This window comes from Mesorhizobium sp. WSM1497 (assembly GCF_001672455.2).
Taxonomy (GTDB): domain Bacteria; phylum Pseudomonadota; class Alphaproteobacteria; order Rhizobiales; family Rhizobiaceae; genus Mesorhizobium; species Mesorhizobium ciceri.
The window spans coordinates 5023771-5049912 of sequence record NZ_CP021070.1; the positions used below are offsets into that span (position 1 = coordinate 5023771).

Annotated in this window: 30 protein-coding genes; 10 read left to right on the forward strand and 20 right to left on the reverse strand. The window is 62.9% G+C overall.

What is annotated here, in order from left to right; translation table 11 throughout:
- Positions 1 to 108: 108 nt before the first annotated feature.
- Entirely contained in the window at positions 109 to 681 is a 573-nt protein-coding gene (locus A9K65_RS24675; RefSeq protein ID WP_013532242.1) for an NADPH-dependent FMN reductase, read from the forward strand.
- 8 nt (positions 682 to 689) lie between these two features.
- Here A9K65_RS24675 and A9K65_RS24680 read toward each other — a convergent pair whose 3' ends face one another.
- From A9K65_RS24680 to A9K65_RS24750, 15 genes are all read right to left on the reverse strand, one after another.
- On the reverse strand, positions 690 to 1901 hold the full coding sequence (locus tag A9K65_RS24680; RefSeq protein ID WP_064995445.1) for an MFS transporter: 1212 nt from the start codon (positions 1899 to 1901) through the stop codon (positions 690 to 692).
- Positions 1898 to 2398: a transcription antitermination factor NusB gene (nusB, locus tag A9K65_RS24685; protein WP_013532244.1), complete on the reverse strand. Its 501-nt coding sequence runs from the start codon at positions 2396 to 2398 to the stop codon at positions 1898 to 1900. The genes A9K65_RS24680 and nusB overlap by 4 nt, the downstream gene beginning before the upstream one ends.
- The gene (gene ribH / locus A9K65_RS24690; RefSeq protein WP_013532245.1) at positions 2395 to 2889 is read right to left on the reverse strand and encodes a 6,7-dimethyl-8-ribityllumazine synthase; all 495 of its coding nucleotides are present in this window, start codon (positions 2887 to 2889) and stop codon (positions 2395 to 2397) included. Before ribH ends, nusB begins: the two co-directional genes overlap by 4 nt.
- A gap of 81 nt (positions 2890 to 2970) precedes the next feature.
- On the reverse strand, positions 2971 to 3246 hold the full coding sequence (locus tag A9K65_RS24695; RefSeq protein ID WP_063171900.1) for a type II toxin-antitoxin system RelE/ParE family toxin: 276 nt from the start codon (positions 3244 to 3246) through the stop codon (positions 2971 to 2973).
- A complete protein-coding gene (locus A9K65_RS24700) occupies positions 3246 to 3506 on the reverse strand; it encodes a ribbon-helix-helix domain-containing protein (RefSeq protein WP_013532247.1) in 261 nt (86 codons plus the stop codon). Before A9K65_RS24700 ends, A9K65_RS24695 begins: the two co-directional genes overlap by 1 nt.
- 63 nt (positions 3507 to 3569) lie before the next feature.
- Entirely contained in the window at positions 3570 to 4187 is a 618-nt protein-coding gene (locus A9K65_RS24705; protein WP_064995446.1) for a riboflavin synthase, read from the reverse strand.
- Between the two features lie 12 nt (positions 4188 to 4199).
- Positions 4200 to 5315, reverse strand: a complete 1116-nt coding sequence (gene ribD / locus A9K65_RS24710; RefSeq protein WP_063167764.1) for a bifunctional diaminohydroxyphosphoribosylaminopyrimidine deaminase/5-amino-6-(5-phosphoribosylamino)uracil reductase RibD — start codon at positions 5313 to 5315, stop codon at positions 4200 to 4202.
- Positions 5316 to 5317: 2 nt separating this feature from the next.
- A complete protein-coding gene (nrdR, locus tag A9K65_RS24715) occupies positions 5318 to 5797 on the reverse strand; it encodes a transcriptional regulator NrdR (protein WP_013532250.1) in 480 nt (159 codons plus the stop codon).
- Positions 5798 to 5954: 157 nt separating this feature from the next.
- Positions 5955 to 6617 (reverse strand): hypothetical protein, encoded by a 663-nt coding sequence (locus A9K65_RS24720; protein ID WP_064995447.1) that lies wholly within the window; start codon positions 6615 to 6617, stop codon positions 5955 to 5957.
- A 76-nt stretch (positions 6618 to 6693) separates the two neighbouring features.
- Positions 6694 to 8007, reverse strand: a complete 1314-nt coding sequence (gene glyA, locus A9K65_RS24725; RefSeq protein ID WP_013532252.1) for a serine hydroxymethyltransferase — start codon at positions 8005 to 8007, stop codon at positions 6694 to 6696.
- A gap of 173 nt (positions 8008 to 8180) precedes the next feature.
- Positions 8181 to 9827 carry a Na+/H+ antiporter gene (locus tag A9K65_RS24730; RefSeq protein ID WP_064995495.1) on the reverse strand — a complete coding sequence of 549 codons (1647 nt, stop codon included), beginning with the start codon at positions 9825 to 9827 and terminating at the stop codon, positions 8181 to 8183.
- Positions 9828 to 9969: 142 nt separating this feature from the next.
- Positions 9970 to 11223, reverse strand: coding sequence for a L,D-transpeptidase family protein (locus tag A9K65_RS24735; protein ID WP_013532254.1), 1254 nt, complete (start codon positions 11221 to 11223; stop codon positions 9970 to 9972).
- Positions 11224 to 11644: 421 nt separating this feature from the next.
- The gene (locus A9K65_RS24740; RefSeq protein ID WP_008875359.1) at positions 11645 to 12160 is read right to left on the reverse strand and encodes a winged helix DNA-binding protein; all 516 of its coding nucleotides are present in this window, start codon (positions 12158 to 12160) and stop codon (positions 11645 to 11647) included.
- Positions 12161 to 12397: 237 nt separating this feature from the next.
- Positions 12398 to 12820 carry a DUF6163 family protein gene (locus A9K65_RS24745; protein WP_013532255.1) on the reverse strand — a complete coding sequence of 141 codons (423 nt, stop codon included), beginning with the start codon at positions 12818 to 12820 and terminating at the stop codon, positions 12398 to 12400.
- Positions 12817 to 13860 (reverse strand): enoyl-CoA hydratase/isomerase family protein, encoded by a 1044-nt coding sequence (locus A9K65_RS24750; RefSeq protein ID WP_013532256.1) that lies wholly within the window; start codon positions 13858 to 13860, stop codon positions 12817 to 12819. The genes A9K65_RS24745 and A9K65_RS24750 overlap by 4 nt, the downstream gene beginning before the upstream one ends.
- A gap of 194 nt (positions 13861 to 14054) precedes the next feature.
- Here A9K65_RS24750 and A9K65_RS24755 point away from each other — a divergent pair, with 194 nt between their 5' ends.
- The 3 genes from A9K65_RS24755 (at position 14055) to A9K65_RS24765 (ending at position 16867) form a co-directional block, all read left to right on the forward strand.
- Positions 14055 to 14882, forward strand: coding sequence for a DUF2066 domain-containing protein (locus A9K65_RS24755; protein WP_064995448.1), 828 nt, complete (start codon positions 14055 to 14057; stop codon positions 14880 to 14882).
- A gap of 88 nt (positions 14883 to 14970) precedes the next feature.
- Positions 14971 to 16002, forward strand: coding sequence for a porphobilinogen synthase (hemB, locus tag A9K65_RS24760; protein ID WP_064995449.1), 1032 nt, complete (start codon positions 14971 to 14973; stop codon positions 16000 to 16002).
- A 217-nt stretch (positions 16003 to 16219) separates the two neighbouring features.
- A complete protein-coding gene (locus tag A9K65_RS24765; RefSeq protein ID WP_064995450.1) occupies positions 16220 to 16867 on the forward strand; it encodes a dihydrofolate reductase family protein in 648 nt (215 codons plus the stop codon).
- Positions 16868 to 16918: 51 nt separating this feature from the next.
- Here the strand turns inward: A9K65_RS24765 and ppk2 are convergent, their stop codons facing one another.
- Positions 16919 to 17839 carry a polyphosphate kinase 2 gene (gene ppk2, locus A9K65_RS24770; protein ID WP_013532260.1) on the reverse strand — a complete coding sequence of 307 codons (921 nt, stop codon included), beginning with the start codon at positions 17837 to 17839 and terminating at the stop codon, positions 16919 to 16921.
- Between the two features lie 278 nt (positions 17840 to 18117).
- Between ppk2 and A9K65_RS24775 the strand changes: the two genes are divergently transcribed.
- Positions 18118 to 19161, forward strand: coding sequence for an aldo/keto reductase (locus tag A9K65_RS24775; protein WP_013532261.1), 1044 nt, complete (start codon positions 18118 to 18120; stop codon positions 19159 to 19161).
- Between the two features lie 176 nt (positions 19162 to 19337).
- Positions 19338 to 19490 carry a hypothetical protein gene (locus tag A9K65_RS24780; protein ID WP_013532262.1) on the forward strand — a complete coding sequence of 51 codons (153 nt, stop codon included), beginning with the start codon at positions 19338 to 19340 and terminating at the stop codon, positions 19488 to 19490.
- A 66-nt stretch (positions 19491 to 19556) separates the two neighbouring features.
- Here A9K65_RS24780 and A9K65_RS24785 read toward each other — a convergent pair whose 3' ends face one another.
- The gene (locus A9K65_RS24785) at positions 19557 to 19790 is read right to left on the reverse strand and encodes a DUF982 domain-containing protein (protein ID WP_244506945.1); all 234 of its coding nucleotides are present in this window, start codon (positions 19788 to 19790) and stop codon (positions 19557 to 19559) included.
- 113 nt (positions 19791 to 19903) lie between these two features.
- Positions 19904 to 20569 carry a GntR family transcriptional regulator gene (locus A9K65_RS24790; RefSeq protein ID WP_024504688.1) on the reverse strand — a complete coding sequence of 222 codons (666 nt, stop codon included), beginning with the start codon at positions 20567 to 20569 and terminating at the stop codon, positions 19904 to 19906.
- A 165-nt stretch (positions 20570 to 20734) separates the two neighbouring features.
- On the opposite strand from A9K65_RS24790, the gene A9K65_RS24795 reads away from it, so the two are divergent.
- Together A9K65_RS24795 and A9K65_RS24800 are read left to right on the forward strand one after the other, a co-directional pair.
- Positions 20735 to 21994: a multidrug efflux MFS transporter gene (locus A9K65_RS24795; protein ID WP_064995451.1), complete on the forward strand. Its 1260-nt coding sequence runs from the start codon at positions 20735 to 20737 to the stop codon at positions 21992 to 21994.
- A 28-nt stretch (positions 21995 to 22022) separates the two neighbouring features.
- Positions 22023 to 22397 carry a DUF423 domain-containing protein gene (locus A9K65_RS24800; RefSeq protein ID WP_027162433.1) on the forward strand — a complete coding sequence of 125 codons (375 nt, stop codon included), beginning with the start codon at positions 22023 to 22025 and terminating at the stop codon, positions 22395 to 22397.
- A 41-nt stretch (positions 22398 to 22438) separates the two neighbouring features.
- On the opposite strand, the gene A9K65_RS35705 is transcribed toward A9K65_RS24800, so the two are convergent.
- Positions 22439 to 22888, reverse strand: a complete 450-nt coding sequence (locus A9K65_RS35705; protein WP_198327680.1) for a hypothetical protein — start codon at positions 22886 to 22888, stop codon at positions 22439 to 22441.
- 82 nt (positions 22889 to 22970) lie between these two features.
- On the opposite strand from A9K65_RS35705, the gene A9K65_RS24815 reads away from it, so the two are divergent.
- A complete protein-coding gene (locus A9K65_RS24815) occupies positions 22971 to 24050 on the forward strand; it encodes a substrate-binding domain-containing protein (protein ID WP_064995452.1) in 1080 nt (359 codons plus the stop codon).
- A 2-nt stretch (positions 24051 to 24052) separates the two neighbouring features.
- Here the strand turns inward: A9K65_RS24815 and A9K65_RS24820 are convergent, their stop codons facing one another.
- Entirely contained in the window at positions 24053 to 25267 is a 1215-nt protein-coding gene (locus A9K65_RS24820) for an OpgC family protein (protein WP_064995453.1), read from the reverse strand.
- A 200-nt stretch (positions 25268 to 25467) separates the two neighbouring features.
- Between A9K65_RS24820 and A9K65_RS24825 the strand changes: the two genes are divergently transcribed.
- Positions 25468 to 26136 (forward strand): alpha/beta hydrolase, encoded by a 669-nt coding sequence (locus tag A9K65_RS24825; protein WP_064995454.1) that lies wholly within the window; start codon positions 25468 to 25470, stop codon positions 26134 to 26136.
- Positions 26137 to 26142: the final 6 nt, after the last annotated feature.

The window sequence follows — 26142 nt, forward strand, 5'->3', positions numbered from 1 at the left end:
AGCGCAATATTTTTGTTCGGAAGGCCGATTTTGAGGCGACGCTGGCGATCTGCTGCCATCTGGCGGATAATGCCATAGAGTGCGGGTGGCAAACACGGAGAGCGTGTCATGGCCATACACAAAGTCGGCTACCTCATCGGAAGTCTTGCCCGGGAATCCATCAACCGCAAGCTCGCGAAGGCGCTCGTTCAACTGGCTCCTCCGGAACTTGAAATGACGGAAATCGCCTTCAGGGATCTGCCTCTTTACAGCTACGATTATGATGCGGATTTCCCGCCGGTCGCCCGGGATTTCAAAAAGGCGATCGCGTCCGTTCAGGCCGTCCTGTTCGTTACCCCGGAGTACAACCGCTCGATCCCTGGCGGATTAAAGAACGCGATCGACTGGGCGAGCCGCCCCTATGGAAAGAATTCATTCGCGCGCAAACCGTCCGCCGTCATCGGAACATCGCCGGGCGCCATCGCAACCGCTGTCGCCCAACAAAGCCTGCGCAGCGTTCTGAGCTTCTGCAACTCACCCCAGATGAATGCGCCGGAAGCCTATATCCAGTTCACGCCGGGACTGATAACGGACGACGGCGAAGTGACGGTCGAATCCACCGAGGACTTCCTGCGCAACTACATGGCTGAGTTCCATATGTTCATAGCGCGGGTGCTTCAGGTGTTGCCGCCGGACGCATAGGTTTGGCGTCAAGCCGGGCGCGCGCTCGTCAGCTTCAGCGCGCCCAGCGCCACGAAGCACAGGACGGTGACCGGAAAGACTATCCAGTTCAGCATCTCCCAGCCCCAGGCGTTGTAGACCATGCCCGACATCAGTGAGGCGCAGGCGACGGAGCCGAACAGGACGAAGTCGTGGAAGCCTTGCACCTTGCCCTTTTCCGACGGCCGGTAGGTGGAGGCCACCATTGCGGTCGCGCCAATGAAGCCGAAGTTCCAACCAAGGCCCAGCAGGATCAGCGACGTCCAGAACTGCCACAGCGCCAGGCCCGACAGAGCGACAATGGCGCAGCCGATGAGCAGGATCAGGCCGGTGGTCACAATGCGTTCGGCGCCGAAGCGATGGATCAGCGAGCCGGTGAAGAAGCTTGGCGCAAACATCGCCATGACGTGCCAGGAGATGCCGAGCGTCGCGTCGGTCTCCGACAGTCCGCAGCCGACCATGGCCAGCGGTGCGCCCGTCATGACGAAGCTCATCAGCGCGTAGCTGCCGACCGCACAGAAAAGCGCGGCGACGAAACGCGGCTGCGTGACGATTTCAGCCAGTGGTCTGGCGTCGCTGTCGGCGATCTCCACCTTGCCGGATGCTTTCGCCGGCAGCCGCAGGAAGGACAGGATGATGGCGCCGACGGCGGCCAGCGGCAGGATGGACACGAACGAACCGGCAAACATGACCGGCGCCAGCGATTCGCGGGTGAAGATGACAATCTGCGGCCCGAGGATAGCGGTGACGATGCCGCCGGCCAGCACGAAGGAGATGGCGCGCGCCTTGAATTCCGGCGGTGCGTTGTCGGCGGCGGCGAAGCGGAACTGCTGGACGAAGGCGCCGCCGACACCGATCGTGAGCAAGCCAAAGGCAAACAGCCAGAAGCTCCCTTGAAAAAGCGCAAGCGTGGCGATCAGGCCGCCAAGCGCCGTGACGATCGTTCCGGTCATGAAGCCGCCGCGCTGGCCCATTCTGCGGATGATGGCCGCTGCAGGCAGCGCGCCGAGCGCCACGCCGATGTTGAAGCCGGTGATCGGCGCTGTCGCCAATGATTTGTCGGGGCCAAGCAGATATTGCCCGGCCAGCGCCCCCACGGAGATGGCGATGGGGGCCGCCGAGCCGATGATCGCCTGCGATGCGGCCAGGATCAGCGCCGTGCGGCGCGCCTCGCTGCCTGCCTCGACGGCGATTGCCGTCATGATGCGTCCTTGCCGCGCCCCTCGCCACGCACCCGGCGTGACACACGGTCGAGCACGGCATTGACCAGCTTCGGCTCGTCTTCCTCGTAGAAGGCCTTGGCGATGTCGACATATTCGGAGACGATGACGGCGACCGGGACATCCTCGCGCTTCATCAGTTCGTAGACGCCGGCGCGCAGGATGGCGCGCAGCGTCGAATCGAGCCGCGACAGCGGCCAGTCCTCGGTCAGCGCCTGGCGGATGATCGGATCGATGGTCTTCTGGTTCTCGACGACACCCGCCAGGATAGCGCGAAACCATTGCGCATCGGCCTCGCGATAGAGCGCGCCGTCGACTTCCTTGCCAAGGCGAAACGCCTCGTACTCGGCGGTGATCTCGAAGACACCGCTGCCGGCGACATCCATCTGATAGAGCGCCTGCACGGCGGCCAGACGGGCAGCGCCGCGCTTGTTGGCGTGGCGCATCGCAGGCTGCCCGGGCGAAGCGGGTTCGCTCACGATCGCGCTCCCAATTGTTCCTTGAGGGCAATCATGGTCAGCGCCGCACGCGCGGCAAAGCCGCCCTTGTCGCCTTCCGAGCGCTTGGCGCGAGTCCAGGCCTGGGCGTCATTCTCGGTGGTGAGAATGCCGTTGCCGATGCAGACCGAGTCCTGCACGCTCAAATCCATGAGCGCGCGGCTGGATTCATTGGCGACAATGTCGAAATGGTAAGTGTCGCCGCGGACGACGGTGCCCAGCGCGACAAAGCCATCATAATGTGTGCCGCCTTCCGTCGCGCCGTCCAGTGCAAAGGTGATCACCGCGGGGATCTCCAGCGAACCTGGAACGGTGACGACGTCGTAAGTCGCGCCCGCTTCATCGAGCGCGCTTGTCGCGCCGTCGAGCAGCGCATCGGCAAGGTCGTCATGAAAGCGCGCTTCGACAATGAGCAGATGCGCCTTCGCCTTCGGACGAATGAAGGCTTTGCCGTGTTGGGATGTACCAGCCATAAAAGTCTCCGGGGAGTTGCCGGTGACTTAGGCCGAAGCCGGGTTCATCGCAAGCGGAAGATTGCTGGATGGACTCCTGTCCTATCGATCCTCTCGCGTATGCCACAGGCGCAACACAGAAATTGTCGTGTTCTGTATCTCGTAACGAATTTCGTAGCTGCCTACCAAAATGCGACGCACTTCTCGTGGTTCGAACTCTTCCAGTCTCTCACCGATGCGCGGATATTCGACCAACCGTGCCGGCGCGGCAGTAAGCGACTGCACGGCACGTGCGGCCGCCGGGCCATTTTCTAGCACGAGAAAATCATGTAGCCGGACCAAGTCGGACAAAGCCTTGTTGGTCCATTTCAACTCCATCAACGAGGCACCGGCAGTGGCTTGTCGGTACCAAGACTCTCAGCCCACGCCTGCACGGCCTGGTGATCGATGACCCGTCCTGCGTCGACATCGGCCATTGCTTCAAGCGTGAGCCGTCGGCGCTCCTCCTCCAAATCCACCCACGCGGAAAGAGCTTGTTTGACGATCCAGCCGCGTGGGCGCTCAAGGCGGGCAGCCAGTTGATCTACCTTTTCAGCCAGCGGCAGCGGAACGTGAGCGGTGATTACTTTTGTATCCATCAGAGCCTCACAATCAGATTTAATCATAGCGATTAAAACTGATTAAGTCGAGTGCAGCAGCACTTAAAGCCCCTCTTTCGTCGCCTCGACCAGCCGCGCCGCATAACGCGCCATGGTGTCGATCTCGAGATTAACGCGGTCGCCGACCTTGCGCTCACCCCAGGTGGTCACGGTCAGCGAATGGTGGATCAAAAGCACGTCGAAGCGCGTGCCTTCGACCTTGTTGACGGTGAGCGAGGTGCCGTCGAGCGCGACCGAGCCCTTGGGCGCGATGAACTTCGCCAGGTCGCGCGGCGCTTCCAGCGTGAAGCGCACGGCATCGCCCTCATCCTTGCGCTCGACGATTTCGGCCATGCCGTCGACATGGCCCGAAACGATGTGGCCGCCGAGTTCGTCACCGATCTTCAGCGCCCGCTCCAGGTTGACCTTGGTGCCGGATTTCCAGCCCGAGGCCGTGGTCAGCCGCAAGGCTTCCTCCCATGCTTCAACCTCGAACCAGCGTGCATTCGAGGCGCTGTCGGGCAAGGCCGTGACTGTCAGGCAGACGCCGCCGCAGGAGATCGAGGCGCCGATGGCGATGGTCTGCGGGTCATAGGCTGTGTCGATGCGCAGCCCCGCCCCTTCCCTGAGCGGCTTGACGGACGCGACAGTGCCGACATCGGTGACAATTCCGGTAAACATCGGTGTTGATCCCTAGAGGTCTCTTGTCCACTCGGCGTAGCTGTCTTCGCCGAAACGCATGTCGCGCAATTTGCGAAATCCTGCCGGGATATGGTCGGCGTCGATCGGCGATGCAATGCCGTCGTCGCCGATTGCATCCGGTCCCTGGAACAGCACGATGCGGTCGACCAGCCCGTCGGCCAGGAAAGCGCTCGCCACCCTGGCGCCGCCCTCGACCAGCACGCTGGCCATGCCGAGCGCGGCCAGATCCTCGAGTAGTTCCGGCAAGGCTACGCCGCCCTCGTGCGTCTCGGTGCCGATGAAGCGCACGCCGGCGCGTTCGAGTGCTGCCCGCCGCAGCGGATCGGCCTCCAGGCAGGCGGCGATATAGAGCGGTACCCGGTCGACGCCCGAAACCAGCTTCGAGGCCTCCGGCAACCTGAGCTGGCGGTCGAGCACGATGCGGGCAGGCGAACGGTTCTCAAGCCCCGGCAAACGCACCGTCAGGGCCGGATCATCCTCAAGGGCGGTGCCGATACCAACCAGTATGGCGTCCGCCTCAGCCCGCATCAGATACACTTCTCGGCGCGCGATATCGCCGGTGATCGACACCTGCCCGTCACCTTCCCTGCCGATCTTGCCGTCGCTGGAAAGCGCAAGCTTGAGAATCACTTCCGGGCGTTTTCTCAACGATCGAATCAAATAGCCGGCCATCTGCTCGGCGGCTTCCGCCGCCAGCACCTTCTCGACCACCTCGACACCGGCCGCGCGCAGGATCGCATAACCCTTGCCGGACACGCGCGAATCGGGATCGCTGGCGGCACCGACGACCCGCGCAACGCCGGCATTGACCAGCGCATTGGCGCAAGGCGGCGTGCGGCCGTGGTGGGCGCAAGGTTCCAGCGTGACGTAGGCGGTGGCGCCGCGCGCGAGGTCGCCGGCCTCGGCCAGGGCCTCGGTCTCGGCATGCGGACGGCCGCCGACAGCGGTGACGCCGGTGCCGACGATCATCGGACCATTGCCGTCATCGCGCACGATCAGCGTCCCGACAGACGGGTTGGTCGCGGTGCGCCCGGCATTTTTTCGCGACAGTCTGAGTGCCGCTGCCATGAAGCGGCGATCAAGGGCGGCCTGTTCGCTTGCAGTCATGCTCAGCTGGCTTCCTCTTCACCCTTGACTTCGTCGCCCTTGAGCTCGCCCAGCAATTCGTGGAAATCCTTGGCCTCGCGAAAATTGCGGTAGACCGAGGCGAAACGGACATAGGCGACATCGTCGAGCGACTTCAGCGCTTCCATGACCAGGCGGCCGACTTCTCCCGAAGCAACCTCTGTCTCGCCGGAACTTTCGAGCTGGCGCACGATGCCTGTCACCGCGCGGTCGATGCGTTCGGGATCGACATTGCGCTTGCGCACGGCGATCTCCACCGAGCGCAACAGCTTGTCGCGGTCGAAGGGCACTTTGCGGCCCGATTTCTTGACCACGACGAGGTCGCGCAACTGCACGCGTTCGAAGGTGGTGAAACGGCCGCCGCAATCGGGGCAGACGCGCCGCCTGCGGATCGCCGCGCCATCCTCGGCGGGGCGCGAATCCTTCACCTGCGTATCTTCCGACTGGCAATAGGGACAGCGCATGGAGAAGCCTTTGGTTGGCGAATCTGGTGAAGCGAAAGGCTTAGAGGTTTTTGCAGCGATGGCAAAGTGTCGCCAACAGCTCCCTCGCCCTTCAGAGATAGCGAGGCGCAAGCAGGATTGCCAGCCTCGCCAGCAGCCGCACATCGTACCGATGTCTTCAGGGAGCAACGTCGGCGGTCGGAAACCCGCACGATGCGCCGAGACTACGATAGGCCTTGGTGAAGCCGTCCATGGATATGCTTCCAACCGGCGCATCGCCGAAGGAGACGTCAAGCACCGATGCCCGGCGCATGGCGCGCAGGAGCGCCAGGCTGGTCTTGGACTGGTTGTCGACGGTCCAACTGAGCCGGCCGTTGACGGCGCCATCGGAATGGAGCTTGGCAGTGACGCGGCCCTTGTCGTCGCCGAAAGTGGCGGCAACCGACTTGCCGGCCGGCAAGGCCTTGTTGTCGACGGCGATCGTTACGGACGGGTAGGCATCCGGCGGCAGTGCATCACCGTTCGTGATGATGAGCGTCAGAACGCCGCTCTCGCCGCCAGCGCCGATAAAGGCGGTCGAGGCCGCGCAGGTCTTGCGCAGATCCTCACCGGTGTCGGCCTCGTCGACCAGGGTCGACCATCTGCCAAAGGTTTCGAGCTTGGGTGCCGTCTGGGCGGGCGCCGCGGGCTCGGGCTGAGGTGCGGGTTGCGCATGAGCGGGTTGCGCGGGCGCGGCTTGAGCAGGGGCGGTTTGCGCCAAGGCGTTGCCGGGGAGCCCGGCGATCAAAGCAGCCAGAGCGCCAACGGCGCCGAGGTCGGCGAAACGAAATGGTCGCATCATCAAGGCTCCTGTCGGTCGCCCCGGCCTGCTGAAACGACGCTTGTCGTTGCAGCAGGCGGTAAAACTTCCTATCGGGTCAGCCGAGATAGGGATAGAGCGGGAAGCGATCGGTCAGCGCCACGACCTTGGCCTTGACCGCTGCTTCGACGGCGGCATTGCCCTCGTCGGAATTGGCGACCTTGAGACCATCCAGCACTTCGGCGATCAGCTTGCCGATCTCCCGGAATTCGGCCTGGCCGAAGCCGCGCGTGGTGCCGGCCGGGGTGCCGAGACGCACGCCCGAGGTGACAAAAGGCTTTTCCGGGTCGAACGGAATACCGTTCTTGTTGCACGTGATGTTGGCGCGGCCCAGCGCCGCCTCGGCGCGCTTGCCGGTGGCGTTCTTCGGACGCAAATCGACCAGCATCAGATGGTTGTCTGTGCCGCCGGAGACGATGTCGAGACCGGTTTCCTTGAGGCTGGAGGCGAGCGCCTTGGCGTTGGCGGCAACGCTCTCGGCATAGACCTTGAAGCTTGGCTTCAGCGCTTCGCCGAAGGCAACCGCCTTGGCGGCGATGACATGCATAAGCGGGCCGCCCTGCAGGCCGGGGAACACCGCCGAATTCATCTTCTTGGCGATGTCCTCGTCATTGCACAGGATCATGCCGCCGCGCGGGCCGCGCAGCGACTTGTGCGTCGTGGTCGTCACGACGTGGGCATGCGGCAGCGGCGACGGATGCACGCCGCCGGCGACCAGCCCGGCGATGTGCGCCATGTCGACCATCAGATAGGCGCCGACCGCGTCGGCGATCTCGCGAAAACGCTTCCAGTCCCAGACGCGGGAATAGGCGGTGCCGCCGGCCAGGATCAGCTTCGGCTTGGTTTCATGCGCGGTCTTCTCGATGGCATCCATGTCGAGCAGATGGTCGTCCTGGCGCACGCCATAGGAGACGACCTTGAACCATTTACCGCTCATGTTGACCGGCGAACCGTGGGTCAGATGGCCGCCGGAATTGAGGTCGAGGCCCATGAACGTGTCGCCCGGCTGCAAGAGCGCCAGGAAGACGGCCTGGTTCATCTGGCTGCCGGAATTCGGCTGGACATTGGCGAAGTTGCAGCCGAACAGCTTCTTGGCGCGCTCGATGGCCAGTTCCTCGGCCACGTCGACAAACTGGCAGCCGCCGTAGTAGCGCTTGCCCGGATAGCCCTCGGCATATTTGTTGGTCATGATCGAGCCCTGCGCCTCAAGCACCGCGCGGGAAACAATGTTTTCCGAGGCGATCAGCTCGATCTCGTGGCGCTGGCGGCCGAGTTCGTTGCGGATGGCGCCGAAAATCTCCGGATCGGCGTCGGCCAGCGTGGTTTCGAAGAAGGATTCGAATTTGTTCGACACTGCCGCTGCTGTTGCCATAGCCTGAAATCCTCGGGGTTCGGGGGCAATTTTGTTTACGCATGTCGTTGCCCAAACCGCTGTACACTTTTGGGCAACCTGCACGCGGCGCCATTAACACAGTTGTTTTCGCCCCGCCACGTTTGCCACGCGAAATTTGCTGGCCGGATTGCGCCAGCCAGGCCCGCGCGTCGTTATTTCCTCGCCTTCCGGCCCCTCAGCAATGCCTCGGTGAGCGTGATCTCGGTAAACAGCGCCTGCGACGTATGGTCGTTGATCTCGCCGCTGCGAAACATGGCGCGCACGGCTTCGCGCTCGGCTTCGATGCCCGCAAATCTCAATTCGAGCTCCAGCCTTCCGGCTTCACGCGCCTCGGCGCGGGCCTCATCGGCTTCGTCCGAGGCGGCGATGCGGCGCCGGTAGCCGGCGACGATGCTATCGGCGGCGGCAAGCCTGGCGCCGGGCACCTCGCCTCCCTCATCATCTGCGGCTCCGGCGATGCTCTCGATGCGCGCGATTGCCGCCTTGGCGGCGCCGACACGCGCCAGCCGCTCCTCGGCGGCGCCGGCATCCTCACCCGGCTCGACCAGCCCCCTGGCGATCGTCGGCAGAGCGAGACTGGCGAAGACCAGCGAACAGATGATGACGCCGGCGGCCAGGAAAATGACCAGATCGCGTGCCGGGAACGGCGAGCCGTCCGGCATGGCGAGCGGCAGCGACAATATGCCGGCCAGCGTGATGGCGCCGCGCACGCCGGCCACCGAACCGGCGAGCCGCACGCGCAACCCGAACGGCTCCACCTTGCGCTTGCCCAGACGTGCGGCGATGCCGGCTGCGAGATCGCCTACCCATATCCACAGGAAGCGCAACGCGATCAGGCACAGCGTCAGCGCCACGACGGTCGCGATCGGCTGGATGATCGGGTGCAGGCTCATGAGTTCCGGCGGCACATGGCGGATGATGTCGGGAAGCTGCAGGCCGAGCACGATGAAGAGAGCACCGTTGAAAACGAAGGAAAGCGTCGTCCACAGCGACATCGTCTGCATGCGGGCCGAGACGCCGAGGAAGCGAAACACGCCGGAGCCGCCGGTGAGCAGGCCGGCGGTAACAGCCGCCAGAATACCGGACGCTCCGACATGCTCGGCGCCGAGATAGGCGATGAAGGGCAGCAGAACCATCACCAGCACCTGCGCTTCGGCCGGCATGCCGCCGATCCGGTTGAGCAATTGCAGCAGCTTGGCGGCAACGAACAGCGCCGCGACGCCGATCAGGATGCCGATCGCCACGGCATAGAGAAAACTGAACGAAGCCGCGGCAAGGGAAAAGCTGCCGGTCAGCACTGCTGCGACGGCGAAGCGGAACATGACGAGGCCTGAAGCGTAGTTGAGCAGCGACTCGCCTTCGAGAATGTGCATCAGCCGCGCCGGGACAACATTCCTGTCGACGATCGAGGACACAGCCACCGCGTCGGTCGGCGACAGCACCGCGGCAAGCGCAAAAGCGACCACCAGAGGGATGCTCGGCACTAGCCAATGCAAGGCGTAGCCGAAGCCGACGATGGTGAAGAAGACCAGCCCTATGGCCAGATCCAGGATCGGTCCGCGCAGCGCCATCAGTTCACGCTTCGGTGCGCCATAGGCATCGCCGAACAGCAGCGGCGGAATGAACACCAGCAGGAACAGCTCCGGATTGATCTCGACATGGATGCCGCGCACCGGCCAGGCGAGCGCGGCACCGATCGCAATCTGCAGCACCGGCAACGGCACCCGCACCAGGCGAACCAGCGCGCCGGAAAGCGCCACGAAGACGAGCACGACCAGAATGAAGACGGCGACTTCCATGGTCCGGTTCCAGGCTTTCCCGCCGACCATGCGCAAAGCCGGCCGATCCGTCCAGCCGCCCTCCCGTGAAAAACGCCGCGGCACCCAATCAATGAAAAAAGGCCGCCCTGAGAGGCGGCCTTTTTAAATAGAAATCAAATACTTACAGCGCGGACGTGATCTGCAGCTCGTTGTTGCCATCAAGCGCGTAGACGTCGTCGCGGAACTGCACCACGCCCGGACCGGTCGACCATGCCGAGAGATAGAGGAAGTGGACCGGCACCGGATTGGTGACCTGGATCGGCGTGTTTTCACCGGTCTTGATCGCCGCCTCGAAATGCTGGCGGTCCCAGCCGGGCGTGTCGCGCAGGATCCAGGTGACGAGGTCGCGCACATTCTGCACGCGCACGCAGCCCGAGGAATCGAAACGCAACATCTTGCCGAACAGGCTCTGCTGCGGCGTATCGTGCATGTAGACGCCGTCAGGGCTCGGGAAATTGATCTTCACGGAAGCCATGGCGTTTTCCGAGCCGGGATCCTGGCGGAACCGGTACTTGGCGGCGTCGTCGGTCGACCAGTCGACATTCATCGGATCGACTTCGCTGCCATCGGGCGCGAACAGGCGGATGTGGCTGTTCTTGAGATAATCGGGATTTTTCCGCATCAGCGGAATGATGTCCTTACGCACGATCGAGACCGGCGCGTTCCAGTATGGGTTGACGATGATCTCGGTGATCTTGGAATTGACGATCGGCGTCTGGCGATCGATCTTGCCGACGATCGCGGTGTGGCGAAGCACGACGCGGTCGTTCTCGACCGCTTCGACCTGGGCTGCCGGAATGTCGACCAGCACGTAGCGGCTGCCCAGCGTGCCGGCCTTCTCGCGCAGCCGCTGCAGATTGGTCTGCAACTGGCCAAGCCGGATCTGCGCCGAAACGTTCATCGCCGCATAGGTGTATTTGCCCATCGAGCCATCAGCCGGCAGGCCGTGACGCAGTTGGAAGCGCTTGACTGCCGAGTCGACATAGGAATCGAAAGCCGTCGAAATGCCGGCGCTCTGCGACAGGTCGCCGGAAACCATCAGCCGCTTGCGCAACGGCACCACATCGGGATCATCGACGCCAAGCTGCAGCTTCTTGGTCGCGGGAACCTCGACCCAGCCACCCTGCCCGACAATGTTCTGGTACTGCCCGACCGCCTGTTCCGTGAAGGCAACGGTCTGCGGGCTGAAGATCGGCAGCGTCGAGGCCACCTTGCCACCCTCGCTGGCGCGGGCGTCGAACTGGTCGTCCCAATTGCCGCGCGCCGAGGATTTCAGGATATCACCGATCACATCCTGCGCATTGGCGCCGCCAGCGACCACCGCGGCTGCGAGCGCGGAGGCTCCGGACAGGAAAAAACGACGGCTGGTTTTCATGGACGTTCCAGACATTGGTAGCAGTTCGATCACTTGCTGCGTTGATCACCGGGCGATCTCGCCCGCACTCTAAAATTGGCAATCTTAACAATTAGCCAACCATGGTCCGTATCAGCTTGGTGTGACAATGCACAGGCGCGATACGGGCTGCGGGTGAACGCATGGTCTTCACCACAGCATCACTGCCACTCTCGGTTCCATTGGAATATGGCGGCAACGTGGCCTAGCGGCCAAATCCGACCGGCCAGTATTCCGAAAAGAACGGACCGTGCTTTTTGGGTATCGATCGGTGATCGGCCGCCCAGTATAACGACCAGCCAAATCAAAGAAAGGCCGATGCCTCTCAGCACCGGCCCTGACTGAAGGTCGATATTTCGGCCGCGCTTCTGTGGCGCGGGCCGGATCCGATGCGGCGGATGTCTTACATCCGGTAAGCGATGGTGTCGTTCCAGAAGCGGTCGAGCCGCTGCAGAGCGCGGTTCATCTGCTTGAACTCGTCGGTGTTGATGCCGCCGACCTGTTCGATCGAGCCGACATGACGCTCATAGAGGCCGGCGACGACCTCCGCCACCTCATTGCCCTTGGGCGTCAGCGAGACACGGACCGAACGGCGGTCGATGCGCGAGCGCTGATGGTTGATGAAGCCGAGATCGACCAGCTTCTTCAGATTGTATGAGACGTTCGAGCCGAGATAGTAGCCACGCGAGCGCAGCTCGCCGGCGGTCAGTTCGGAATTGCCGATGTTGAACAGCAGCAGTGCCTGGATGGCATTGATGTCGGAACGGCCGTTGCGGTCGAATTCGTCCTTGATCACATCAAGCAGGCGGCGGTGCAGCCGTTCAACAAGCTGCAGCGATTCCATGTACAGGGAACGGATAGCCTCACGGCGATCGTCGGATACGTTGGCGGTCTTCGCCGCCGGACGCGAATTGATCATTGTCTTTGCCTCTCGTTTGTCGCCCTGGTGATTTTTTGTTTTTCACCTTGATCGCGACACTATCGAATACTCATAAAATTCGACTTAAACGCTAGGGCTAACAAGAGCTTACCGGTAAGGGGTTTCGGAAGAGGCTTAACGAACGGTCACCCGAGCAAGGATAATTAACCTAAAGATTTCGGCAACGATTGCAGGGCTCATTCGAGGCGACAGCCGGGCCGCCAATGGGTTCACGGCTTAGTGGCGGACCGGGCGCTTCTGCAGGTAGATGACGACGCGAAAGACGATATAGAGCACCGCCACCGCCGCATGCGAGACGACAATCAGCAAGCGGTGGCCGAACAACTCGGGAAAGCCGGCGTACATGACCGTCTCGGTCACCGCGCAAATGAACCATATCACCGGGCCCCAGGACGCCAGCATCCACAGGCCGGCAGCGGCAAAGGGAAAGAACACGGCGAGCACCACCGCCGCGACCTGCCAGTGCACGGGCATCAGGTCGAAACGCCACAGTGTGCCCGGATAAAAGCCGATCAGCTTGATCCAGTAGAGAATGCCGAACAGCAGGCAGTAGCCCGATATGACGCGCTGGAACCAGGCGAAGATCACCTCCACCCCGGAGGGCTGCAGAACGATGCGCCTTGAGGTCACCTCGCTCATATCAGGAGTTCCCGTTCGCCGAGCGGAGCGAAATAGGCATCGACATCCGCTTCGCTGACCGCAGCGAGGCTTGCCGGCCGCCATTGCGGCTTCGAGCCCTTGTCGATGATGGCAGCGCGGATGCCTTCGTAGAAATCATGGCCGGCGAGCATCCGGTTGAGGATGCGGAACTCCATCTTCATGCAGGCTTCCATGGACAGCGTCAGTCCGGCGCTGATCTGCCGCCAGGCGACGCGCAGGCTGGTCGGCGAGCGGGTGCGGATCGTCGCCAGCGTCTTTGCCGCGAACTCATCGGCGGCGGCCGCACGCTCGAGGCTGTCGATGACGCGGTTCAGGGACGGTTGCGAAAAATGACGGACAATCGCCTCCAGCGTCGGCCTGTCGGTTTCTCGCCTTGCCTGCACGAAGAAGCCGCGCAGCACCGATTCCGGATCGCCGGTCAACGCCAGCCGGTCGAGGAAGCCAGCCTGGTCCTCGGCCTTGATGGTATGGGTGGCCAGCCCAGACCACAGCGCATCGCCATATCGAATGCGATTGCCGGTCAGCGCCAGATACATGCCGAAGGAGCCGCCGAGATCGGGCAGCAGGTGGCTGGCGCCAACATCCGGAAAGAAGCCGATGCCGACTTCCGGCATGGCAAACTGGGCATTCTCGGTCATCACCCGGTGCGAGCCGTGGAAGGAGATGCCGACGCCGCCACCCATGACGATACCGTCGATCAGGGCGACATAGGGCTTCTTGTAGCTGTTGATGCGGGCGTTGAGCCGGTATTCGTCGGCGAAGAACTCGACCGGCGGTTTTCCCGCCCGGCCTGTCTCATAGACATGCAGGATATCGCCGCCGGCCGAAAAGGCCCTGCCCTCTGCCTTGACGACGATGACGTCGATGCCCTGGTCGGCCTCCCAGGCGGAAAGAGCGGCGTCGAGCGCCCCGATCATGCGGTGCGTCAAGGCATTGAGCGCCTGCGGCCGCGTCAAGGTGACGACGCCGGCCCGGCCCAGATGTTCGAAGCGGATCTCGTCGCCTCCGCCAAAATCCATCGTGAAAGAATCCCTCTCCCGGCCGCCGGGACTGAAGTGCTAAAGCGTGGCGCATGGGTGCGTCAATGGCGAGGACACCGGTGCAAGCTCTGGCCCGGACCAGGAGCCGGTGCTAAAAATGGAGCTGCAATACGGAAAACTGGGTAGAGTTTATTGCAGCGTACCTCGTGGGTCTTCGAACGGGACGATTGTTTATGACTCGATTTTCGCACCTTGCGCCGGTGGCAATCGGGCTGAGCCTCTGCTTGGCTGTTCACCCGGTCATGGCGGGGACTTTGCAAGACCTCTACAGCTCGCAGACCATCGTCAACGGCAAGTACGAGAAGAACCGCCAGTCCGGCTTCAAGCGCTGCCTCGACGCGGTTCTGGTGCGGGTTTCCGGCGATCAGCGCCTGCCGGCGAAACCTGAAATGACGGCATTGCGCGACAAAGCCGGCACCTTCGTCGCCAGTTTCCACTATCGCGACCGCATGGAAGGCATTCCCAACCATGACGACCAGGGCACGTACGATCGGCCTCATAATCTCTACTGCCAGTACAAGCCTGCTGACATCGACCCGGTGCTGGCTTCGCTCGGCAGCAGGCCGTGGCTGACCGAGCGGCCACGGCTGGCGGTGTTTTTGGCGACCGAGCGCGGAACAACGCATTACGCGCTCGATGCCGAGGACGACCGTGGCATGCTGATGCGCGAATCGTTCGGCAATGCCGCCGTACCGCTGGCCATGCAGGTGACTTTTCCCGCGGTGGCGCAGCTGTCGCAGGCCGGATTGGACGATCAGGCGCTTCGCAATGCCGAGATGACGAAGCTCGACACCCTTGCGGAGAAAGCCGGCGCCGACCAGGCGCTTTACGGCAGTCTCGTCTGGAGCGACAAGGAACTGGGCTGGATCGCCGACTGGCGGCTGGCCATGGCCGGCAAGACCTACGTCTGGCAGGTGCGCGGTGTCGGCTTCGACGAGGCTTTCCGTGTCGCCATCAGGGGCGCGGCACAGATTCTGTCAGGCAATGGGCAACCCGAATAGGCCTCGACCCGGTCGCTGGCACAATCGTGCCGCATTGGTCAGCGGCGGGAGCTCGTGGTAAAAGCCTGCCCGAACGAGAGTACTGGCGATGAACAAATTCACCCCCGCAAAGCCCGCCGGCGCGCGCGGCGTCGACGAGATCACCGGCAGCCGCCGTCTGCGCCGCATGCGCAAGGCCGACTGGTCGCGCCGTCTGGTGCAGGAGAACCGGCTCACGGTCGACGATTTGATCTGGCCGATCTTCGTCGTCGAGGGCAAGGGTATCCGCGAGCCTATCGGCGCCATGCCCGGCGTCTTCCGCCTGTCGATCGATCTCGCCGTCAAGGAGGCAGAGCGCGCGGCAAAACTCGGCATTCCCGCCCTCGCCACCTTCCCCAATGTGGACATCTCGCTGCGCGACCAGACCGGCTCGCACATCCTCGATCCCGACAATGTGATCAACCGCGCCACCCGTGCGATCAAGGATGCGGTACCGCAGATCGGCATCATCACCGACGCAGCGCTCGACCCATTCACCAGCCACGGCCATGACGGCATCCTGCGCGACGGCATCATCGTCAACGACGAGACAGTGGAACAGGTGACCGCCGCCGCAGTCATCCAGGCGGCCGCCGGCGCCGACATCATCGCACCGTCCGACATGATGGACGGCCGCATCGGCGCCATCCGCGACGCGCTCGATGCCAATGGTTTTCAGGACGTGGCGATCATGTCCTATGCGACCAAATTCGCCTCGGCCTTCTACGGACCCTATCGCGAGGCGGTGGGCACCGCCGGTCTGCTCAAGGGCGACAAGAAGACCTATTACATCGACCATGCCAATTCGGACGAGGCGGTGAGAGAGGCCGAACAGGACATCGCCGAGGGCGCCGACATGCTGATGGTCAAGCCCGGCCTGCCCTATCTCGACATCATCCGGCGGCTGAAGGACGAGTTCCAGATGCCGACCTTCGCCTACCAGGTGTCGGGCGAATATTCGATGATCAAGGCGGCAGGCGCCAATGGCTGGATCGACGGCGAGAAGGCAATGCTGGAATCGCTGCTCGCCTTCAAGCGCGCCGGCTGCGACGGCATCCTGACCTATTTCGCACCCGAAGTGGCGGAGATGCTGAAGGGGTAATTTCTCTTCGCGACGACGGCCGGTCGCGGCGAGCAATGTCGGCCAATCCGCTTCGACATCCATACCAATTTCCGGCTCTTGGCCGGGGAATCCATAGCGAGGGCCACTTGACCGTTGCGTGGGCTTCGTTTGAGCTTGAAAATACCGCTTGCAATTCACAATCGGTTTGTTACAAAAAACTGCTTGCAAAACACAATCGGTTATCGAGGAGGCTCGCATGTCCAAACTTCGCGTCAACGCTTTCACCCTATCGCTCGACGGCTATGGCGCCGGTCCCGATCAGGATCTGCAAAATCCGCTCGGCGTCGGTGGGGAATCCTTGCACAAGTGGTTTGTCGACACCCGCACCTTCCGCGAGATGGTGCTCGGACAAGATGGCGGCACCACCGACGTCAACGAGGCGTTCGCGGCGCGCAGCTTCGAAAATGTCGGCGCCTGGATCCTCGGCCGCAACATGTTCGGACCGATCCGCGGCGAATGGCCTGACGACAGCTGGAAAGGCTGGTGGGGCGACAACCCGCCCTATCATGTGCCGGTTTTCGTGCTGACCCATCACAAGCGGGAACCGATCACGATGGAGGGCGGCACCACTTTCCACTTCGTCGTCGACGGCATCCATTCAGCTCTTGAACGGGCCAAGGCTGCCGCTGGCGGCAAGGATGTGCGGGTCGGCGGCGGCGTCGCCACCATACGGCAATATCTGCAGGAAAAACTGATCGACGAGATGCATCTGGCGATCGCGCCGGTGCTGCTGGGCACGGGCGAGAACCTTTTTGCCGGCCTGGACATGCTCAAGCTCGGCTATGTCTGCAGCGAGCAGGTGGCGACCCCGCTCGCAACGCACGTCACCATCAAGCGGGCGTAAGGTGGAGAGCCAATCTCCCCCCTCGTGGGGGAGATCGCAGCTTCGTCTGCCTCAATACTTCTCCGGCACGTAGAGCTCGCGCGGCAGCACCTGGCGTTCGTATTCGGGGTTGAAGACGCGCTCCGGCAAAGTGATCTCCTCGTGCGGCACTTCCTCGTAAGGCAGCTGCTTGAGCAGATGGTCGATGCAGTTCAGCCGCGCGCGTTTCTTGTCGTTGCCCTCGACGATGAACCAGGGCGCTTCCGGGATGTTGGTGCGGGCGAAGGTCTCTTCCTTGGCCTTGGTGTACTGCTCCCAGCGCACGCGCGACTGCAGGTCCATCGGCGACAGTTTCCACTGTTTCATCGGATCGTGGATGCGCATCAGGAAGCGCATCTGCTGTTCCTCGTCGGTGATCGAGAACCAGTATTTGACCACGGTGATGCCCGAGCGGACCAGCATGCGCTCGAATTCCGGCACGTCGTGGAAGAATTCTTCGACCTGATCGGGCTGGGCAAAGCCCATCACCCGCTCGACGCCCGAGCGGTTGTACCATGAGCGGTCGAACAGCACGATCTCGCCGCCGGCCGGCAGATGCGGGACATAGCGCTGGAAATACCATTGCGACTTTTCGCGCTCCGTCGGCGCCGGCAGTGCGACGACACGGCAGATGCGCGGGTTGAGGCGCTGGGTGATGCGTTTGATGACACCGCCCTTGCCGGCCGAATCGCGTCCCTCGAAGATCACCACCAGCTTCTTCTTGTGGTGGGCGACCCAGGACTGCAGCTTGATCAATTCGGACTGCAGGGTGATCAGGTCGCGAAAATACTGCATGCGATCGATCGAAGGCGGATGCGAGTTCTTGTAGATCTTGGCGATCTCCATCGACAGCGCCGGCTCCGACATTTCGAGCTCATAGTCTTCGTCAAGCGTGTCGGCGAGCTCGGCTTCAAGCCAATCCCTGGCCGGAGAATTCTGTTTTAGCTCGGTCATTATCGGCTGCTCCACTTGCAAGCTCTGTCGATCCACGTCCGGCGCCCCAAACTCCCGGCTTACAGCCCGGGAACGGCAACACCTGAGCCGACTTCCATATAGGCCTGCAATGACGGTTTTATTGCAGCGCGAGCATGGTCACCACCGCTGTCGATCCAGCCAGGCATGATCGATCCGCCGCGCTGGCATGGAGACACGTCGCCCAAATTGTCCTACAAATAGCCGCCACTTTCGGGCGCCCTCCCCAGCCCTTTCCCAATGCAATCGCGAGGACCGACATGGAATACCGCACCCTCGGCCGTTCCGGCCTGAAAGTATCGACACTGACCATGGGGACCATGACTTTCGGTGGCGCCGGTGCTTTTTCGGCGGTCGGCAAGACCGATCTCGACGAAGCGCGCCGGATGATCGATCTCTGTATCGACGCCGGCATCAATGTCATCGACACCGCCAATGTCTATTCGAACGGCATTTCGGAAGAGATCATCGGCGAAGCGCTCGGCGGCAAGCGCAAGGGCGACGTGCTGATCGCCTCCAAGGCACGGATGCGGATCGGCAAAGGTCCAAACGATGAAGGCCTGTCGCGCCATCACCTGATCCGGGAATGCGAGAAGAGCCTGAAGCGGCTCAAGACCGACGTCATCGACATCTATTTCCTGCACGAATGGGATGGCGTGACGCCGCTGGAGGAAACCATCGGCGCGCTCGACACGCTGGTTGCCCAGGGCAAGATCCGCTATGTCGGCTGCTCCAACTATTCCGGCTGGCAGGTGATGAAGGCGCTCGGCATCAGCGACAGCCGTCATCAGCCGCGCTTCATCACGCAGCAGATCCACTACACGCTGGAAGCGCGCGAAGCGGAGTACGAACTGCTGCCGATTTCCGTCGACCAGGGGCTGGGCGTTCTGGTCTGGAGCCCGCTTGCCGGCGGATTGCTGTCCGGCAAATACCGCCGTGACAGCCCCACCGCCCGCCAACTCGCGGGCTGGTCGGAACCACCGATCCGCGACGAGGACCGGCTGTGGCGGATCGTCGATGTGCTTGTGGAGATCGGCGCGCAGCGCGGCGTGTCGGCAGCGCAGGTGGCGCTGGCCTGGCTGCTTGGCCGGCCGTCCATCAGTTCCCTGGTGATCGGCGGCAGGACGGAAACGCAGTTCCTGGACAACATCGCGGCGGCAAGCCTGGTGCTTTCCGACGAGGAGCGCGCGCGCCTCGACGCGGTCAGCCGGCCGCCCCTGCTCTATCCCTACTGGCACCAGCAGCTGACGGCAAAGGACCGCTTTGGTGCCGCCGATCTGGTGATTGACCGAAGCGGCATCTGATCGGCAAATCGATGGCGATAGGTATCGCCGCCGCAATGATGGGCATGGCCCCATCATTGCGGCGCGCATCTTGCAAGCCTGGCCATCATCGACGCACTATCGCTTCAGCTGTTGTGTTTGACGGCTAATGCTCCTAGGCAGGACCAGAGCCGCGAGGCAGTGAAAAAGGAGCCGATATGGCGCGACCACCAAACTACGATCAGGAACGCAAGGAACGCGACCGCCAGAAGGCGGCCAAGAAGGCCGAGAAGCTGGCAGCCAAGGTTGCAGCGAGGGAACGTTCGAAGCCCGAAGACGAGACTGAAGCCGAAACCGAAACGGCAAAGTGACGGCAAAAGGCCCGCAGATGCGGGCCGTGCCTCAATCCGGATTGCCGCCTCGGATGTCGCCTTGTGTCAGGCCGGCGCCTTGTCGCTGACAAAGACGTCCACTTCGCGCGCCGCCGCAATGAAGGCGCGCCTGGCGTTCATCGCCGGCTTGTCGCCGGCGAGTGCGTCATGGCAGGCCTGCAGGGCCGCGCGATGCTTGGGGCTGCGCTTGCCGGGCCAGCTGTTGAGGAGGTAGTCGGAAGCCTCACGCGCCGTGCGCAAGAGCTGAGTGCTTCCCGCCGCGACTGACTTCACAGTCACAGGTGTTTCAAATCGGTTGTTTTCCATCGCCGCTCCTTACGCCATCGGCGTCTGCGAAGCGAGGGCGAAAGTGCGCACACGTCCAGACGCCGCTTTGCGCCCCTTCATCCGCCTTAAGCAGCAACGACGGCAAAGCCTCTGGCGCGAAGACCGCGCCGATCGTTGGCGAGCGACGTCACCAGCCGGTCGCGGCTGCCGACGATGTGGACCGAGAGCAGGCGCGCGGCTTCATCGGCGTCGCCACGGCGTGCCGCCGCCAGTATGGCGCGATGTTCGGCCCAGGCGCGGCTGAGGGCCGCTTCGTCGCGAACCTCCAGCCAGCGCGCCCGTGACAGGCGCGTCATGGCATCGCGGACCGCCCGGAACAGGAATTCATTGCCCGACAGACGCGCCAGTTCGATGTGAAAATCCATGCCGACGCGATGCCATTCCTCGCGCGGCGTGTCGTTGTCGCAGGATTCGAGCATCGCCTGGATGACATCGATGGCGCTCCGGTCCGCCAGGCTGCATGTCAGGCGAACTGCCGCAACCTCGACCGCCTCCCTGTAGACGGCGATCTGCTCAAGTTCAGCCAGATTGATCGGCGACACCGTCCAGCCGCGCCCGTCCCTGCCGACCAGCCCCTCGGTCTCGAGCCGCAGAAGTGCTGCCCTGACCGGGGTTCGCGATGCACCGAAACGGCTCTCGATCCAGCGCTCGGTCAGCTTTTCGCCGGGACCGATCTCGAGGCCCAGGATCATCTGCCGAAGCTGTTTTTCGACGCTGTGCATCTGCGACATTGTCGTTTCCATCTTTTGGCCGTTTGCGATCGTCTTGCCGATCACGTTCGACAGGTTGCATTGACAGCGGCCAAGCTTGCGTCCATGACGTGCACCATCTTGGTATCCCAAATTGGTATCCGCAGCAAGCATCGATAAAAGAGTTGCTGGGACAGGACATACGACATGCAGCAGAGCACGCCCCCGGCGACCGACAGCACCTACAACATCCACTGGCGGCGCAATCTGTTCGTGTGCTTCGCCGGTTCGTTTTCGACGCTTGTCGCCATGACGCTGCTTCTGCCGTTCCTGCCGCTCTATATCGAGCAGCTGGGTGCCGAGGGTCACGCGGCGATCGTGCAATGGTCGGGGATTGCCTATGGCGCGACGTTCTTCGCGGCGGCGCTGGTGGCGCCGCTCTGGGGACGTCTCGGCGACCGCTATGGCCGCAAGGTGATGCTGGTTCGCGCCAGCTTCGGCATGGCCATATGCATGTCGCTGACCGGCATGGTGCAGACGGTCTGGCAGCTGGTGCTGCTGCGGCTGCTCATCGGCTTTGCCGGCGGCTACTCCTCGGGATCGACCATCCTCGTCGCCATGCAGACACCCAAGGAGCGTTCCGGCTGGGCGCTGGGCCTGCTGTCGGCCGGCATCACGGGCGGGGCTCTGGTCGGCCCTCTGATTGGCGGTGCCCTGCCGCCGCTGATCGGCATCCGCGCCACCTTTCTCCTCTCCGGCGGCGTCATCTTCCTGGCATTCCTGGCGACCACGTTTCTGATCAAGGAGAATCCCCGGCCGAAAACAGCGGACGCCGCAGCGACGCAGAAGCGGAAAGGCGGCTGGTCACAAATCCCCGACAAACGGCCTGTTGTCGCCATGCTGGCGACCGGCATGCTGTTGAGCTTCGCCACCATGTCGATCGAGCCGATCATCACCGTCTATGTGCAGCAGCTCATCCAGGACCAGAGCCGCGTCACGCTGGTATCAGGCGTCGTCATGTCGGCGGCGGCCCTTGGCGCCATCCTGTCGGCCTCGCGCCTAGGCAAGCTCGCCGACCGCGTCGGCCACTGGAACGTCATCATCGGCGCGCTTGCCGTCTCGGCGCTGCTGCTGATCCCGCAGGCCTTCGTCACGCAGAGCTGGCAACTCATCGGCCTGCGCTTCCTGATGGGTCTGGCGCTGGGCGGGCTGTTGCCCTGCATCACCAGCGTGATCCGCCACAATGTTCCCGATGGGGTCGGCGGCAATGTGCTCGGGCTGTCGATCTCCGCCCAATATGTCGGGCAAGTCGCCGGCCCCTTGCTGGGCGGCTTTGCCGGTGGTCATTTCGGCATGCGTTCGGTGTTTCTGGGCACATCCGTCTTGATGGCCGGCGGCGCGGTGTATAACTGGCTGGCACAGTCACGCCGCGAGCAGGACATGCTTGCCCACCCCGGCAAGCCCTGACGGGGTTGGGCGTCACGGAGCCCCAAACATGAGCACAGCCGAACGACCTTCCGACGACAGCAGCCGTATCCTCGTCCTGGCCGGAGGCCTCTGCGGTGCTGCCGGCGTGGCGCTGTCGGCCGCGGCGGCGCATCTCGGCGGCGCCTTCGTTGGCACCGCCGCATCGTTCCTGCTGATGCATGCGCCGGTCTTCCTTGCCGCCGGATTGCTTGGCGCGAACCGGATCCTGCGCATCGGCAGCCTGATCCTGCTGGTTGGGCTTCTGCTGTTCTGCGGCGATCTGCTGGCCCGCGATTTCATCGGGTCGCGGCTATTCCCGCTGTCGGCTCCGATCGGCGGCACGCTGCTCATTGCCGGCTGGCTGGCGATCGCTGCCTCGGCGCTGGTGCGCGTGCGGTCCTGAACGCCTCTGGGCGCCCTGCCCGATAAACAGACCTCCGCCTGTCAAACGTCGTTTACCGGGCCGTTAGTCCCGCCGGGCTCGGGCTGGATGAGCAATTCGCGATTGCGCCGCCGCAGCCTTGCCAACCGACGCCGCTCCGGCCGTTTGGAAGCCGGCGCGATGCCCCAATAGTTGCGATAGATGTCTTCAAATAGATAGCTCACGGGATGCATGATGTGCGCTCCTTTCAGCACTTGAATCGATCCAATCGAGAGGTGCGAAAAACCGACCCCGATCAGCTCCGCTTGCGCTCCACAAGGAACCGCAACTCGCGGACCCATGGGCTGGTTTTGCCGCGGCGCTTCTGCGTCGCGGTGTTCGACGAGATGCTCCAGTCGTTGCGGTAAATGTCTTCGAACAGAAAATTGACGGGATGCATGACACAACTCCCTACTTGATGTTGAATCGATCCAATTCTGCCAGCAGGCGTTTCCTTGGATCGATTCAAACATAGGCCCTATCGAAGCCTCGATCAAGCCAAAATTTGAACCGATCCAACGAAAGTGTTAAATGGGAAGAATTCAGGAGACGAAGATGGCGCCACTTATCTCTGCAAAGACAAGACCGGTCCGGCTGGCGGACATTGCCAAGGCAGCCGGCGTGTCGCACGGCACCGCGTCCAACGTCTTCGCCCGTCCGGAGATCGTGCGCGAGGAGGTCCGTGAACGGGTCAAGGCGGCAGCCGAGGCCATGGGATATGGCGGACCGGATCCCAAGGGCCGGCTGCTGCGCGCCGGCAAGGTCAATGCCATCGGTGTCGCGACCGCGGAACCCCTCTCCTATTTCTTCGACGATCCCTTTGCCCGGGTGATGATGGCCAGCATCTCGCAGGCTTGTGACGCGACCGGTGCGGGGATTTCGCTGGTCTCCGCCGTCAATGGCGAGCAGCTGGCGTGGAACATCCAGAGTGCGCTGGTCGATGGCTTCATCGTTTTCTGTGTCGATGGCGGCTCAAAGCTGGTCCAACTGGCGCGCGAACGCAAGCTCCCCTTTGTGGCGCTCGATCTCGATTCGGACGACGACGATGCGGTCGCGGCGATCGGCGTCGACAACATCGCCGGTGCCGGCCTGGCGGCCCGCCACCTGACCGAACTCGGACATCGCCGCTTTGCCGTGCTTACCCTGCCCTGTGCCGACGCAGGCTTCGGCCCTACCACAAGGGAGCAGGTGGAAATGGCCCTCTATTCCGCTACGCGGGACCGCTTGCGTGGCTATTTCGCGGAACTCTCCCGCGTCGACATCGACATCTCGCGTGTGCCGATCTACGAGACCGTCAATGACGAGAAGAGCGTGTGGGCCGGCCTCGACCATATTTTCGCCGGTGCCGAGGCGCCGACAGCCATCCTGGCGATGTCGGACAGGATGGCGCTCCATGCGCTGGACTGGCTGCGGCAGCACGACATTGCGGTACCGGGCGATGTTTCTGTCGTCGGCTTCGACGGTGTTCCGGAAGGGGCGGTTTCCAAGCCGCCGCTGACCACGATCGTCCAGCCGATCGCCGAGATGGGCCGCCTTGCCGTCAAGGCGATCCTTGAAAATGATGGTTCGTTCAGCCGGCAATCGCTGCCGGTCGAACTCGTGGTGCGGGCCTCATCCGGCCCCTCGCCCACCTGAGCTCAACGGCCCATTCTTGTCGCCATGCCCGGCATCGCGAAGGATGCAGCATGGACGGGCGATGCGGCGCTGTGAGCCGGCCTGCTTTTGGCGGACCAGCCAAGACCCGATAGCCATTCGAGATAGTAGGCGAGCGCGAACTGCATGACGATGCCGGCCGATATCAACAGGCTGTCATAGGCAAATCCGCCCGGATTGATCAGCTTCAGCACCTGCGCCGCCATTGCAAGCACCGTGCCGGCAATGAAAACCGGCAGCGATCGTTTGCCCAATATGGCAAGCGGATGATCGCGCCCGGTGCGAAACAGATTCGAGATCGCCGGGAATGCCACGATCAGGTAGCTCACTGCGAGTATATGCAGGAGCCTCGGCAGCGACAGGAACGTCTTGTCGAAACCGGTCAGCACCGGAGGCAGGCCAAACCAGGAGATATGCCCCCAGAGCGGGCTGTGCACCCAGACCAGGGCCACAACGGTGTAGGCCAAGGCCGCCCCAACCAGCCAGCGATTGACCGGGATGGTGCCGCCGCGACGCACATGCAGCGTGCCCGCCAGGCCGATGTTGAAAAGGAACTGCCACGACAGCGGGTTGAGAAACCAGAAGCCGGGCTCGGGGTAGTTGGGCGGAGCAATCTGATAAATCCCCGCGACCAGCCACAGGGCGCCGGATGCCACCAGTGCCAGGACCGGCCGATAGCTGACAATGAGCAGGAACAGCGGCGCCAGCAAGAGCAGCACCGCATAGACGGGCAGGATGTTGTTGTAGCCGAGCTGGTGGCCGAGCGTCACGATGCCGATCAGCACCTGCGGCGTATTCTTGATCAACGGCTCGATGTTGATCATCGTCAAAAGCTCCGGCCGCCTGGCAAACACCGCCGCAGCGCAGAAAATGGCCATCACCACCATGGTGGTGACGATGTGGGTGGCATAAAGCACACCGGCGCGGCGCAACATCTTCAAAGTTGCCAGCAGCCGGTTTCCAGGCTGGAATTTCTTGCCGTAGGCGAGCGCGACCGAGATTCCCGAGATCAGCACGAAGACCTCCGCCGCATCCGAAAAGCCGAAATTCTTGTATGTCAGATACTCGAAGGCAGTACCCGGCACATGGTCGACATAGATGGTCAACAAGGCGAGAGCACGGATCACATCGATGCGCGTGTCGCGCTCCGTGCGGTTTGGGACACGCGCATCGCGGTCCGGGGAAATCTGGGTGGTCATCGACAAAAAGGCCTCAAAGCTGGTTGTTCATACCGGCAATGCGACCCCCGGCGCACCGCTTCGATTCCTCCCGAAGGATGTTATCGGCGGAGAAACGGACTGTAATGCGCCCGGTTCAATCAACTTTCGCGGAGCTTGAAAATATTGCGTTTTGAAGCCGGCAAATTGAGCGAAACGTCATATAATCAAGAGGATGGTCGATGATCGACGAGACCTCACAAGATGGTGCGTTGCGGCGTGATCTCGCCTTCCACTACCGGCTTTACGGCGCGGCGGATTCAACGGGCGACTGCTTCTTCCTGCTGCATGGGTCGGGTGTCGACGAGACGACATTGGTGCCGCTGGCGCGAGAGATCGCACCGCGTGCCACGCTCATCGCGGTGCGTGGCCGCGTTGTCCAGGAGGATGGTTTCCGCTGGTTCGCGCGGATCACGCCGACGCGCTTCGAACAGGCGAGCATCCGCACCGAAACCGAGGCCTTTGCGGGCTTCGTCGCTGACGCGGCCACACGCCATCATCTCGACCTCTCGCGCACAATTTTCCTCGGCTATTCGAACGGCGCCAATCTGGTTTCGAGCCTGATGCTGCTGCATCCGGGCCTTGTCGAACGCGCCGCGCTGCTGCGACCGATGCCGGTGCTCGATGATGTGCCGGCGACGGATCTGTCAAAGGTGCGGGTGCTGATGATCGCCGGCGCCGCCGACCTCACCTATGCGCCTTTCGCCCCTGCTCTGGTGACATTGCTCAGTCGGCATGGCGCCGAGATCGACGCCAGGATTGTCCCGTCAGGTCATGAATTCGGCAGCGCCGACGCGGCAATCGTCAGGCAATGGCTGGCGGGACCGGCGGCGGTGGCGCAGGCAGGCTGACAGGCT

Bases quoted from the DNA above. Each gene is read 5' to 3' on its own strand.
- A9K65_RS24695 (WP_063171900.1), bottom strand. From the start codon at position 3,246: ATGGAGTTGAAATGGACCAACAAGGCTTTGTCCGACTTGGTCCGGCTA.
- A9K65_RS24790 (WP_024504688.1), bottom strand. From the start codon at position 20,569: ATGTCGCAGATGCACAGCGTCGAAAAACAGCTTCGGCAGATGATCCTG.
- A9K65_RS24800 (WP_027162433.1), top strand. From the start codon at position 22,023: ATGAGCACAGCCGAACGACCTTCCGACGACAGCAGCCGTATCCTCGTC.
- A9K65_RS24780 (WP_013532262.1), top strand. From the start codon at position 19,338: ATGGCGCGACCACCAAACTACGATCAGGAACGCAAGGAACGCGACCGC.
- A9K65_RS24700 (WP_013532247.1), bottom strand. From the start codon at position 3,506: ATGGATACAAAAGTAATCACCGCTCACGTTCCGCTGCCGCTGGCTGAA.
- ppk2 (WP_013532260.1), bottom strand. From the start codon at position 17,839: ATGACCGAGCTAAAACAGAATTCTCCGGCCAGGGATTGGCTTGAAGCC.
- A9K65_RS24755 (WP_064995448.1), top strand. From the start codon at position 14,055: ATGACTCGATTTTCGCACCTTGCGCCGGTGGCAATCGGGCTGAGCCTC.
- A9K65_RS24675 (WP_013532242.1), top strand. From the start codon at position 109: ATGGCCATACACAAAGTCGGCTACCTCATCGGAAGTCTTGCCCGGGAA.
- A9K65_RS24825 (WP_064995454.1), top strand. From the start codon at position 25,468: ATGATCGACGAGACCTCACAAGATGGTGCGTTGCGGCGTGATCTCGCC.
- A9K65_RS24705 (WP_064995446.1), bottom strand. From the start codon at position 4,187: ATGTTTACCGGAATTGTCACCGATGTCGGCACTGTCGCGTCCGTCAAG.
- hemB (WP_064995449.1), top strand. From the start codon at position 14,971: ATGAACAAATTCACCCCCGCAAAGCCCGCCGGCGCGCGCGGCGTCGAC.
- A9K65_RS24795 (WP_064995451.1), top strand. From the start codon at position 20,735: ATGCAGCAGAGCACGCCCCCGGCGACCGACAGCACCTACAACATCCAC.
- glyA (WP_013532252.1), bottom strand. From the start codon at position 8,007: ATGGCAACAGCAGCGGCAGTGTCGAACAAATTCGAATCCTTCTTCGAA.
- A9K65_RS24745 (WP_013532255.1), bottom strand. From the start codon at position 12,820: ATGAGCGAGGTGACCTCAAGGCGCATCGTTCTGCAGCCCTCCGGGGTG.
- A9K65_RS24735 (WP_013532254.1), bottom strand. From the start codon at position 11,223: ATGAAAACCAGCCGTCGTTTTTTCCTGTCCGGAGCCTCCGCGCTCGCA.
- A9K65_RS24750 (WP_013532256.1), bottom strand. From the start codon at position 13,860: ATGGATTTTGGCGGAGGCGACGAGATCCGCTTCGAACATCTGGGCCGG.
- A9K65_RS24730 (WP_064995495.1), bottom strand. From the start codon at position 9,827: ATGGAAGTCGCCGTCTTCATTCTGGTCGTGCTCGTCTTCGTGGCGCTT.
- ribH (WP_013532245.1), bottom strand. From the start codon at position 2,889: ATGGCTGGTACATCCCAACACGGCAAAGCCTTCATTCGTCCGAAGGCG.
- A9K65_RS24820 (WP_064995453.1), bottom strand. From the start codon at position 25,267: ATGACCACCCAGATTTCCCCGGACCGCGATGCGCGTGTCCCAAACCGC.
- A9K65_RS24720 (WP_064995447.1), bottom strand. From the start codon at position 6,617: ATGATGCGACCATTTCGTTTCGCCGACCTCGGCGCCGTTGGCGCTCTG.
- A9K65_RS24680 (WP_064995445.1), bottom strand. From the start codon at position 1,901: ATGACGGCAATCGCCGTCGAGGCAGGCAGCGAGGCGCGCCGCACGGCG.
- A9K65_RS24765 (WP_064995450.1), top strand. From the start codon at position 16,220: ATGTCCAAACTTCGCGTCAACGCTTTCACCCTATCGCTCGACGGCTAT.
- A9K65_RS24740 (WP_008875359.1), bottom strand. From the start codon at position 12,160: ATGATCAATTCGCGTCCGGCGGCGAAGACCGCCAACGTATCCGACGAT.
- nrdR (WP_013532250.1), bottom strand. From the start codon at position 5,797: ATGCGCTGTCCCTATTGCCAGTCGGAAGATACGCAGGTGAAGGATTCG.
- A9K65_RS24775 (WP_013532261.1), top strand. From the start codon at position 18,118: ATGGAATACCGCACCCTCGGCCGTTCCGGCCTGAAAGTATCGACACTG.
- A9K65_RS24815 (WP_064995452.1), top strand. From the start codon at position 22,971: ATGGCGCCACTTATCTCTGCAAAGACAAGACCGGTCCGGCTGGCGGAC.
- A9K65_RS35705 (WP_198327680.1), bottom strand. From the start codon at position 22,888: ATGTTTGAATCGATCCAAGGAAACGCCTGCTGGCAGAATTGGATCGAT.
- ribD (WP_063167764.1), bottom strand. From the start codon at position 5,315: ATGACTGCAAGCGAACAGGCCGCCCTTGATCGCCGCTTCATGGCAGCG.